This window comes from Acetobacter lambici, from assembly GCF_011516885.1.
Classification (GTDB): Bacteria; Pseudomonadota; Alphaproteobacteria; order Acetobacterales; family Acetobacteraceae; genus Acetobacter; species Acetobacter lambici.
This window is the reverse complement of the sequence record NZ_WOTD01000011.1, coordinates 1-11230: the sequence shown is the minus strand read 5'-3', so window position 1 is coordinate 11230 and position 11230 is coordinate 1. Positions and strand designations below refer to the sequence as shown.

The window sequence follows — 11230 nt, the reverse complement described above, 5'->3', positions numbered from 1 at the left end:
CTACCGCTGTGGAACAAAAATGCCAGACCGGCCACCACCAGCCCTGTACCGCTCCAGATAAAACGGCACACAGGACTCCACACTACGCGGCACAAGACCCAGCACATCAAACCCCGATTCCGTAGGGGGCACCATATTATCGCGCGAGAGCATGAGCAACTGGTCCCGCGTGAGCATTTTGCCGGGCAGACGCTCCAGCACGGCCGCCTGCAACCGTGCCAGCGCCATGGGCACACGCACCACTGGCCTGTCCCGCTGCGTCTGGCGCAGAACAAAGGTGGCAATATCCTGCATGGTCATCACATCCGGCCCGCCAAGCTGCCATTCCCGACCAGAAATCTCAGGCGTGGTGGCAAGCTGCGCCACAACCTGCGCCACATCCCCCACACAAACAGGCTGCACACGGGTGGTGGCACCATAGACCGGCATAAACGGCAGGTACCGGGCCAGCATGCCAAACAGGTTGAAGAACTTGTCCTCCGGCCCAAAAATAACGGACGGACGCACAATGGAGGCATCGGGCCGGTACTGGCGGACCAGCGCCTCCCCCGCAGCCCGGCTGCGGCCATAGGCGGAAGGAGCCTCGGCCGAAGCCCCAAGGGCAGACACATGCACGTAGCGGGCAACCCCCGCCTCCGCCGCAAGGCGGGCCACGCGCCCCGCCCCATCCACATTGACCGCCTGCAAACTCTGCGCGGAGGAAGAGGACAGGACCGCGGCAAGGTTGATCACCACCTCAGCCCCACGCACCACGCAGGCGACTGTCTTGTCATCCAGCACGGAGGCGTAAAAAGGCGCAACCTGCCCCACACGCCCCATGGGCCGCAGCAGAGCCCCCAGATCCGGCCTTCGGCTGGCCACACGCACCGTGTACCCCGCCTGCGCCAGACACTGCACAACATACTGGCCAACAAAGCCATTCCCGCCCAGTACGGCCGCAGTCCTGTTCCCACTCATGCCCGCATCCCCTTAACTCTCTATCTCGTGTTCTACACGACAGGCGCACTGTGTTGCATTCGCTCCCAACAGGCCAGAGCGGACGCTGACACAAATTCGTCAAAAAAAATCATTTTGCCTGTTGACGCTCCCATGTGTGCAGGGTAAATGCCTCTTCACCAGCCCGGAACACTCCGGGTTGCCATTTGAGCCCAGATGGCGGAATTGGTAGACGCGCAGGTTTCAGGTACCTGTGACCGAAAGGTTGTGGAAGTTCGAGTCTTCTTCTGGGCACCAAATTCTCCCCCGGGAATTTGTAAAGTCAAGCAGCCCCCGCAAGGGGGCTTCTACTTTTCTGACCTCCTGCTTTTCTACCCCTCCCCTATAGTATTATATTAAAGACGTAGCCCCTGCGGTTTCTTACGCTGGCCATAACCATATGGCCCGCCTGCACCCGGCCCTGCCATGCGGCTGCATTAAAGCCTACCCTGCCAGCCCTGCACCCGCGGAGGCAAAATACAGGTTAACGGCACGGCACATGGCCCCCGCCACCATGGCTCTGTGCCCGGCCTGCCGCAATGCGGCCTCATCCAGCCGGTTGGACATGAACCCCATCTCCACCAGAACAGACGGAATTTGCGCGGATTTGAGCACCGCAAAAGCCGCATGGCGGTGCGGATGTGTTAAAAGCTGCACGCGGGACTGAAAAGCAGACACAACAGCCTGCGCCATGTGCGAAGACCCCTTGCGGGTTTCCTCCGTAACCAGACTGGCCAGAATACGCTGCACCTCGGGCGAGGCCCCATGCACCATGGGGCCGCCAAAGCGGTCGGCACTGTTTTCCGTGCGCGCCAGATCGGCCGTCTGGCTATCGGAGGCACCGTGGGCATGGGTGTACACACTCGCTCCGCGCACGCCCGCGTTGTGCAGCGCATCCGCATGCATGGAAATAAAGAGCGATGCCCCATGCTGCTGTGCCATATCCACCCGGCTATCAAGCGGAATAAAATGATCACTTGCACGCGTAAGCGCCACACGGTAGCGCCCCGTGGCCAGCAACTGGCGCGAGAGTTCCTGTGCCGCGGCCTCCGCCACGTGCTTTTCATAGGTACCAGAAAACCCGATGGCTCCGGGGTCCTTACCCCCATGCCCCGGGTCCAGCATGACCAGCGGTTTGGGCGGCGCGGCACGCCCGACCACGGCTGGCGCAGAGGGGGCCGCCGCGCGGGTGGTCCGCGCAGACGCAGGAGCCGCAACACCAGCCGCCACCACCCCACCGGCCATTGTGCTCAGGAAGGTTCTGCGCGGCACGGACAGACGTATTGAAGTGGGGAGCAGCAGGTGCGTATCCGACCAAACGTGGTCCGGCCTGTGCGGTGCCATTAAGCGCGCCTTCATCCTTGGGTTGTCTACGTGACACTGTGCCCGAAAAATGGCAAAAAAATAACCACCCATTTGCAGCCCAAAGCCTTTATTACGAATAGCTTGCAGTCTTGCGGTATTTGGGTCATGCTTAATGTGCATGGCATCTGGGCATTAGTGTACCTGCCGTGCACCCTGCTTGTTGCTTTCTGGGCGTTGTGTCTGCGCGGCATTATCCGCCACCACCTAGCGACCAGAAGCCGAGCAACGCGATGACTGAAGGATACACGACCATAGTTCGCCCCATTGCCCTGAGTATCTCGGCCAGACCACAGGCATCAGCATGCCTGCCGGGCACTGGCGCGCGGCTGTCAGCGGGCTTTGTCGGCACCTTCGGTTTTCCAGTTCACGCCTGTTTATACCCGCTGGAAGCGCCCCTGCTCCGTGCTGCGCCACGTTGGCAAAAGCACCGCTCAGGCTGGCCACCAGCGCACCGGAGTTTTTCTTTTTATGTCAAAGCGGATGCTGATCGACGCAACGCACGCAGAAGAAACGCGTGTTGTTGTGATGGACGGAAATAGACTTGAAGATTATGATGTTGAATCTGCTGCAAAAAAGCAGCTCAAAGGCAATATCTACCTCGCCCGCGTTATTCGCGTAGAGCCCAGCCTGCAGGCCGCCTTTGTTGAATATGGCGGCAACCGGCACGGCTTTCTCGCCTTTAGCGAAATTCACCCGGACTACTACCAGATCCCGGTTGCCGACCGCGAAAAGCTTCTGGCCCTTCAGGCCGAAGAAGAAACCCTGATGGACGACAGCGGTGCCGACTCCGATGAGGACGACACCACCGAACGTGACGGGGACACCGATGCGGACGACACCCGCAACGCGGCCGATAATGATAGCCGTGAAGATGGCGAAGAGCGGCAGGAAGCCCCCGAATACGTAAGCGGTGAAACCGATACGGGTGAGGAAGCGCTTATCCAGAAGCGTATTGCACGCTTCCTGCGCAACTACCGTATTCAGGAAGTCATCCGCCGCCGTCAGGTCCTGCTGGTGCAGGTGGTCAAGGAAGAGCGCGGCAACAAGGGTGCTGCACTCACCACCTACGTCTCGCTCGCTGGCCGTTACTGTGTGCTCATGCCCAACGCGCTGCGTGGGGGTGGGGTATCCCGCAAGATTACGTCCGTTGCCGACCGCCGCCGCCTGCGTGATATTGTGAGCAGCCTGAACCTGCCACGCGGCATGGCCATGATCGTGCGCACAGCCGGTGCCCAGCGCCCTGGCCCCGAAATTACGCGCGATTGCGAATACCTGCTCCATCTGTGGGACGACATTCGCGAGCATACGCTCCAGTCCATGGCCCCGGCCCTGATTTATGAGGAAGCCAGTCTGGTCAAACGCGCCATCCGCGATGTGTACACGCGCGATGTGAGCGAGATCGTGGTGGACGGCGAAAACGGGTGGAAAGCAGCGCGCGACTTCATGCGCATGCTCATGCCCCAGCACGCGGAAAAAGTGCGCCTGTGGAGCAAGGAGCACCAGCCGCTCTTTACCCACTACCATGTGGAAGGGCATCTGGACGCCATGTTCTCCCCCGTGGTGTCGCTGCGCTCGGGTGGGTATCTGGTCATCAACCAGACCGAAGCGCTGGTCGCCATTGACGTGAACTCCGGCAAGGCCACCAGCCAGCGTAATATTGAGGAAACCGCGTTCCGCACCAATCAGGAAGCCGCGGACGAAGTGGCCCGCCAGCTCCGCCTGCGCGATCTGGCCGGGTTGATTGTCATTGACTTTATTGACATGGAATCCCGCCGCCACAACGCCACCATTGAACGTCGCCTGAAAGACGCACTGCGCCACGACCGCGCCCGTATCCAGATCGGTTCCATCTCCCATTTCGGGCTGCTGGAAATGTCGCGTCAGCGGCTGCGCCCCTCTGTGGCGGAAGCTGCCTTTACCGTCTGCCCGCATTGCAACGGCACCGGCATGACCCGCAGCGTGGAAAGTTCCGCCCTGCATGTCCTGCGCTCTGTGGAAGAGGAAGGTGCACGCCGCCGCGCTGGCGCCATTACGGTGCATGTTGCGGCCGAAATTGCGTTCTACATCCTCAACAACAAGCGCGACTGGCTGGCCAATATTGAGCAGCGCCACCAGATGGAAGTGCTGTTCTCGCCCGACAACTCGCTCCCCGCGCCGGAAATCCGCATCGAAAAGCGTGCCCATGCCCGCCCGATGCCCGCTGCCCAGCAGCAGTTGCCGCCAGTTGAAAATGTGGATGTGGACGTGGAAACACCCGCACTCGCAGCCCCAGCACCGGCCTCCAACACCAGCGCACCCGCTGCCGCCCTGCCCGAAACGGCAGAAACAGCCGTGGGGGATGAGGAACCACGCCGCCGCCGCCGCCGCCGCCGCCGTGGAGGGAATGGCAATGGTAACGCCAATGCGCAGAACCAGAACGACACGGCGACCGACGCCAGCGCGGATGATGCGGACGAAACCGCAACCACCCGTACGAGCGAAGAGGAAGCCCCTTCCAGCCCCGCCACCCAGCAGGGTACGGATGGGCAGCACCTTGTGCCCGGTCGCCGCCGCACACGCCACTCGCGCGTGCAGCGTCAGGCTCCCGAATCGGCTCCTGAACAGCAGCGCGTGGCTATAGAAGAAGGCCCTGCCCCCCGTCCGCAGCGCGCGGTCTGGACCGGGCCGACCCCAGCCAACCCGTTTGGTGATGGGCCGGATATTTTTGAACTGCTGGAAAACAGCGCGCAGGCTACCAAGCCCGCCCCTGCTCCCGTAGCCAAGGAAGCCGGCCGCACGGATGTGGTTGCAGAGGCCACACCGGCTCCGCAGGCCAAAGCCGAGGTTGAGGAACAGGACGCGCCCAAAAAGCCCACCCGCCGCCGCGCAGCACGCAAACCTGCCGCTGCCAAGGTGGACAAAACCGCTGAGGAAGCAACGGAGGCTCCCGCCGCCAAGGCCGCCTCGGCAGCAGCCGAACCGGCTGAAGCTGCCGAGATCGCCGAGCCTGCGCCCAAAAAGCCTGCCCGCCGCCGCACAACACGCAAGGCCAGCACAGAGACCGCCCCTGCGACCGAGGCAGCAGCACCTACCACGGAAGACAAGGCCGAACCTCTGGTGCAGCCGATCGTGATTGAGGACAGCCCACCCGCTACCCGCCGCCGTACAGGGTGGTGGAAACGCTAAAACCCGCACCATATTCGGGGTGGGAGTTTTTTCTTCCACCCCGAATAAAGGCTGCCGGTTTTTCTTCCCGGCCACCTTGTGCTAGGAGAGCAGGCCGCATTTCAATGCCTTGCCTGCCGGAGTTTGCATGAACCAGCCCTTTCCAGACCCCCAGACCACCAACACGCTTGGTTCGGGCCATGATGGACAGATGGTTCTGGCCCTGCCCAAGGGTCGTATTCTCAAGGCCGTAACCCCCCTTATGGCGGGCACGGGCATGGCCCCTTCGGCCGACTGCCTTGGCGATAGCAGCCGCAAGCTGCGCTTTTCCACCGAAGACCCCGGTGTGGACATTGTACGTGTCCGCTCGTTTGACGTGGCGACCTTTGTGGCCGCTGGTGGTGCGCAGGTTGGCATTTGCGGCTCAGACGTGCTGATGGAATTTGACTACCCCGAAATTTATGCCCCCCTCGACCTTGGAATAGGCGCATGCCGCATTGCCGTGGCCCAGCCAGCTCACCTGCCGCATGACCCGCAGGAATGGGCGCGCTGGTCGGAAGTGCGGGTAGCAACCAAATACCCCGCCATTACCCGTCGCTTTTTTGCAGCACGCGGCATTAACGCCACCATTGTGCATTTGCATGGGGCTATGGAACTGGCCCCCATGCTTGGCCTGTCACGCCTGATTGTGGATCTGGTGGATACCGGCTCCACCCTGCGCGCCAACGGGTTGAAAGAGGTGGAGACCATAGCTCAGGTTTCCAGCCGTCTGATCATTAACCGCACGGCGCTCAAAACCCGTCCGGACCAGATTGACTGCATTCTCTCCCGCTTCCGCACTGCACTTGCGGAAAGCACGACCGCTGCAAAATAATGTGTAAGGCAGATCGGATTCCATGAAACGGCTTGATACGCGTGATGCTGGTTTTGAAGGTGCCTTTAGCGCCCTGCTGACCAACCGGGAAGAACAGGGGCAGGAAGTAACCACCCCTGTGGCCAATATTCTGGCCGCTGTGCGTAAAGAGGGCGATGCCGCCCTGTGCACCCTGACCGAACGCTTTGACCGCCTGCCCGTAACGCCGGAAAAGCTGGCCTTTACCGCGCAGGAAGTTGCCGACGCCAAGGCGCAGGTCAGCCCCGAACTGCTGGATGCGCTGGACGTAGCAGCCCGCAGGATTGAGAGCTTCCACCAAAAGCAGCTCCCATCGGACATGCGTTACACGGATGATGAGGGCATGACCCTTGGCATGCGCTGGATCCCGCTGGATGCTGCGGGCCTGTATGTGCCCGGTGGCAAGGCCGCCTATCCCTCCTCCGTGCTTATGAACGCCATTCCCGCCAAGGTTGCTGGCGTCAAACGGCTGGCCATGTGCGTGCCAACGCCTGATGGTGTGATCAACCCGCTGGTGCTGGCTGCCGCAGACCGCGCGGGTGTGACCGAAATCTACCGTGTGGGCGGCGCACAGGCCGTAGGCGCCATGGCCTATGGCACCCGGACCATCCGCCCCGTTGACCGCATTGTTGGCCCCGGCAACGCCTATGTGGCCGAAGCCAAGCGGCAGGTCTTTGGCCATGTGGGGATCGATAGCATTGCTGGCCCGTCCGATGTGGTGGTCATTGCCGATTCGGGGTCCGACCCGCGCGTGATCGCACTCGACCTGCTGGCTCAGGCCGAGCATGACGAACTTGCTCAGGCCACGCTGATCACCCCCGATGCAGCCTTTGCCGATAAGGTGATTGCCGCAGTAGAAGCCGAACTTAAAGTGCTCACCCGTACCGCCATTGCCAGCGCAAGCTGGGAGCGTAACGGTGCCGTGCTGATTGCGCGTGATCTGCTGGAAGCCGTGGAACTGGCCAACCGTCTGGCACCCGAACATCTGGAACTGATGGTGGACGACCCGGAGGCCCTTTTTGTGCATGTTCGGCACGCTGGAGCGGCCTTCCTTGGCCGTTTCTGCCCCGAAGCGGTGGGGGATTACGTGGGGGGGCCAAACCATGTTCTGCCCACGTCCCGCACCGCGCGCTTTGCCTCTGGCCTGTCGGTTTACGACTTTATGAAGCGCACCACATTCCTTTCCGGCGGGCCGGACGCCCTGCGCCGGATTGGCCCTTCCGCCGTGGCTTTGGCCCATGCCGAAGGGCTGCAAGCCCACGCCCTTAGCGTTTCTGCCCGGCTGGATGCTCTGGCAGAGCAAACACCTAATGCTTGACCGCCAAGCGCCCCTCAACCATACCTGCTGACCAAACTCCCGTCAGTTTTAACATACACGAAGGATGCAATGTCTAAAGAAGACATGATCGAATTTAGCGGCACAGTGACCGAACTGCTGCCAAATGCCATGTTCCGCGTAAAGCTGGACAACGAACACGTTATTCTCGCCCATACCAGTGGCAAGATGCGCAAGAACCGTATTCGCGTTCTGGCGGGTGACCGGGTGAATGTGGAAATGACCCCCTATGACCTGTCCAAGGGTCGTATCACCTTCCGCTTCAAGTAAGCATGACTTCCTCTAGCCAGACACAAGCGGGGCAGAATGTGGCCCCTCTTCTGGTTCTGGCGTCCGCCTCCCCCCGCCGTATTGCGCTTTTGGAACAGATCGGGCTTGTGCCCGACCGCGTTCTGCCCGCCAATATTGACGAAACACCCGCAAAAGGTGAGACGCCACGGGTCTATGCACAACGCATGGCGGCTGAAAAAGCCAGATGCGTTGCCGCCACACTGGGCGAACCGGCACTTGTGCTGGCGGCAGATACGGTTGTGGCTCTTGGCCGCCGTATTCTGCCCAAGGCGGAGGACCGGGAGAGTGCACGTTTCTGCCTTGAGCGCCTCTCTGGCAGGCGGCACACGGTGCTGACCTCTGTTGTGGTCACGCCTACCGCTAACTGGGAATCTGGGCGGCACGGCGCACGACTGGTGGAAACTGCGGTAACCTTCTCACGCCTGACCCCATACCAGATTGATGCCCTGCTCGATGCGGGGGACTGGTCCGGCAAGGCGGGCGGCTACGCGTTACAGGGCCATGCAGCGGGTTTTATCCGCGCACTCTCTGGCAGTGCATCTGCCGTTATTGGCCTGCCTTTGTTTGAGACCGCTCAGCTCCTGCGTGGTCAGCCCGGTGGCTGGCTAGCGTGAGCCTGTTCCTGCGCATTGCCACATTTCCGGGCGAAATGCGCATTGCCGTTACCAAAAACGACACCTTACTGGATTTTGCACTCTGGCGGCCCGCCGCCCCCGACATGGTGGGCAGTGTGTACCACGCCCGCATAGAGGCGCTGACACCGGGCATGGGTGGTGCCTTTGTGGCTCTTGGCGCTGGCCAGAGCGGGTTTTTACCCCTCCAGAACGGCGCGCCCACACTCAACGAGGGACAGGCCGTTACGGTGGAGGTCAGCCGCGCGGCACAGGGCGGCAAAGGCGTGCGCCTGCGCCTGATTGCCCCTGATGTGGCGAGTGAGCAGAAAGGCCTGATCACTCCCGGCCCGACCCCACTGGACCGGCTGGCGGCCTTGTGGCCCACAGCAACGCTGGTGACGGACAGCCCGGCCGCAGCAGCGCACATCCCCCCTCCCCTGCGCGCCCGACGCGAACAGGGCTTTACCCCCTACCCCGATTCCATTGCCGCCGCGTGCGATGCGCTGGAAGACCCCACGGTGCACCTGCCCGGTGGTATGGAAGCCACCATTACCCCCACCCCGGCCCTGATTGCGATTGATATGGATGCCCCGCCCGCGCAAACGGGCCGGGCCAAGCAGACCGCGCAATTTGCTGCCAACCGCGATGCCCTGCCCGCACTCATGCGCCAGATCCGGCTGCGCAACCTGTCTGGCGCAATTCTGATCGACCCGGCGGGCCTTGCCACCCGTAAACGACAGGCCCTGTTGGACCCGGTTAAAGACGCGCTCAGGCCAGACCCGCTCAACCCCCGCTGTTTGGGCGTTACGGCACTAGGGCTGATCGAAATTGTGCGTGCGCGTATTTACCCCTCCCTCCCCGAACTCCTGACCAGCCCACATGGCCGTGCCCTGCGGGCATTGCGGCGTATTCTGGCCAACGCCCCGCACACAACCCGGATATGCGGCGGAGCGGGCATTATACGCGCGCTGGAGCAGGACCCCGAGGCACTGGCCGATTGCGCCCGCCAGCTTGGCAGGCCGCTCAGCCTGCAAACGGACCACGCCTTGCCGGATTTTACATGGATGGCTCAGGATTCATGATGACTAAATCAGCCAAATGCCCGATCTGTGGGCAACCCGCCTCGCCAGATTACCGCTCCTTCTGCTCCCGCCGCTGCGCGGATGTGGACCTTGGCCGCTGGTTTGGTGGCAACTACCGTATTCCCGGCCAACCCGTCGCAGAAGGTGATGGCGAAAAAGCTGAAATAAATGATGAAACATGACTTGATCTCAACAGCTAGCTGAGATAAATCCTCTTTCACGCCGCAAGGCTTGCGGTGCCCAAGTAGCTCAGTTGGTAGAGCATGCGACTGAAAATCGCAGTGTCACTGGTTCGATCCCGGTCTTGGGCACCATTCATTTCCCCCTAAAATTTTAATGCTTCTGGTTGCTCCTCGCCCACTTGCATTTTATGGCTCCTGCTACACCTCTGGTGTTCCGGCCCATGCATGGCTGCATTCTTTTCACTGTTTTCCGCGTAGGCCAATGCTCAGCGTTCTGCTGCCGCTGCTTTGGCATATTGATTAACCGTGATGACCTTGGCCTACGGGGTATCCGTCATGCGGAGTTCAGGCACGCACACTCACCTTGATGGTCAGTAAAATGGCATGCAGCCACCAGTGCCCCGATAGAAAAATCCCCCCCTTCCTGCACGGCCTACCATAAAAACGACCCGGCACCGTCCGGTGGGGATGGACGCTGTGTTCTTGAGCACCATCGGGTAACAACGCCCCCCTCCCTACCGCGCGACCTTGCTGCCTAGGCAATGCCCACCGCACTGACCGCTGCCAAAATGGGAACGCGCATGGGTTATTTTGGCAGATATATCTGGCCAGATTCAGATAAAAATCAAAATATATTGTAAATAAAAACCAAACAAAAACCTAAATTTATAAATAACAAATAGTGTTAAGAAAATAATATCAAATAATACATTCGCGACAATTAGATTATTATTAATTAATTATTGTTAACATCCCCATCTGAATTTTGACCGTGCCCGCGCAGGAGAAAGCCGTATGATGGGAAAATCCTTGATAGTTTTCCAAAGAATAAAAACAAGCGGGCTCCGATTTTATCTTTTTGCAAGTTCATTATTCATCTCTACCCCTTCTTTCGCGTCTGGTAGCGCTACAAATTATACCGTGAATAGCGGGCAGACCTATTCGGTCACCAGTGCCCAAAATTTAAACCTGATCAACAATGGCAACCTGTCCGTTGCCACGTCTGGGACTGTTTCTGGGACAATCACCAACAACAGTCTTTTAAGTAACTCTGGAACGATCGGTGACTTAACAAATAATAGTCTCGCTTTTATTACAAGAGGAACAACAGGTAATATTGTCAACCTTAGAGCCCTTTTGGAAATTCGCTGTGATAGGTTTTCAAGAGGTTTTGCGCGTGATTCAAAGGCAGGATGTGGACGCCAGCACAACGAGGCCGCATGGCCGGAATTACACGTAAGACGAAACGCTATCCGTCTGATCTGACAGATGAGGAATGGGAGCGCATAGCGCCTCTGATGCCCCCTGCGAACCGGCGTGGTCGGAAACGGACAACCGATTTCCGTGAG

General features: G+C 60.2%; 10 protein-coding genes, 2 tRNA genes and 1 pseudogene. 11 read left to right on the top strand and 2 right to left on the bottom strand.

All coding sequences use genetic code 11. The features are described from left to right. A complete protein-coding gene (locus GOB86_RS07230) occupies window positions 1-957 on the bottom strand; it encodes a complex I NDUFA9 subunit family protein (protein ID WP_165991687.1) in 957 nt (318 codons plus the stop codon). Between the two features lie 189 nt (window positions 958-1146). Between GOB86_RS07230 and GOB86_RS07225 the strand changes: the two genes are divergently transcribed. Then, a tRNA-Leu gene (locus GOB86_RS07225) sits at window positions 1147-1233 on the top strand. 186 nt (window positions 1234-1419) lie between these two features. On the opposite strand, the gene GOB86_RS07220 is transcribed toward GOB86_RS07225, so the two are convergent. Then, window positions 1420-2220 carry an N-acetylmuramoyl-L-alanine amidase family protein gene (locus tag GOB86_RS07220; protein WP_408737348.1) on the bottom strand — a complete coding sequence of 267 codons (801 nt, stop codon included), beginning with the start codon at window positions 2218-2220 and terminating at the stop codon, window positions 1420-1422. A 588-nt stretch (window positions 2221-2808) separates the two neighbouring features. Here GOB86_RS07220 and GOB86_RS07215 point away from each other — a divergent pair. The 10 genes and pseudogenes from GOB86_RS07215 to GOB86_RS07170 form a co-directional block, all read left to right on the top strand. After that, window positions 2809-5505, top strand: a complete 2697-nt coding sequence (locus tag GOB86_RS07215) for an Rne/Rng family ribonuclease (RefSeq protein ID WP_242012544.1) — start codon at window positions 2809-2811, stop codon at window positions 5503-5505. A 127-nt stretch (window positions 5506-5632) separates the two neighbouring features. After that, a complete protein-coding gene (hisG, locus tag GOB86_RS07210) occupies window positions 5633-6358 on the top strand; it encodes an ATP phosphoribosyltransferase (protein WP_165991685.1) in 726 nt (241 codons plus the stop codon). Window positions 6359-6380: 22 nt separating this feature from the next. Next, window positions 6381-7694 carry a histidinol dehydrogenase gene (gene hisD / locus GOB86_RS07205; RefSeq protein WP_165991684.1) on the top strand — a complete coding sequence of 438 codons (1314 nt, stop codon included), beginning with the start codon at window positions 6381-6383 and terminating at the stop codon, window positions 7692-7694. Between the two features lie 69 nt (window positions 7695-7763). Next, complete coding sequence (gene infA / locus GOB86_RS07200; protein ID WP_003623225.1) at window positions 7764-7982, top strand: translation initiation factor IF-1; 219 nt, start codon at window positions 7764-7766, stop codon at window positions 7980-7982. 2 nt (window positions 7983-7984) lie between these two features. Further along, on the top strand, window positions 7985-8617 hold the full coding sequence (locus GOB86_RS07195; protein ID WP_165991683.1) for a Maf family protein: 633 nt from the start codon (window positions 7985-7987) through the stop codon (window positions 8615-8617). 35 nt (window positions 8618-8652) lie between these two features. Continuing rightward, window positions 8653-9699, top strand: coding sequence for a ribonuclease E/G (locus tag GOB86_RS07190; RefSeq protein WP_194301125.1), 1047 nt, complete (start codon window positions 8653-8655; stop codon window positions 9697-9699). Further along, on the top strand, window positions 9696-9881 hold the full coding sequence (locus tag GOB86_RS07185) for a DNA gyrase inhibitor YacG (RefSeq protein WP_165991681.1): 186 nt from the start codon (window positions 9696-9698) through the stop codon (window positions 9879-9881). The genes GOB86_RS07190 and GOB86_RS07185 overlap by 4 nt, the downstream gene beginning before the upstream one ends. Before the next feature lie 56 nt (window positions 9882-9937). Continuing rightward, window positions 9938-10013: transfer RNA gene (locus tag GOB86_RS07180), tRNA-Phe, on the top strand. A gap of 663 nt (window positions 10014-10676) precedes the next feature. After that, window positions 10677-11147, top strand: a complete 471-nt coding sequence (locus tag GOB86_RS07175; RefSeq protein WP_165991679.1) for a hypothetical protein — start codon at window positions 10677-10679, stop codon at window positions 11145-11147. Beyond that, window positions 11075-11230: pseudogene (locus tag GOB86_RS07170) on the top strand (IS5/IS1182 family transposase); the annotation flags it as partial. The gene GOB86_RS07175 and the pseudogene GOB86_RS07170, both read left to right, overlap by 73 nt.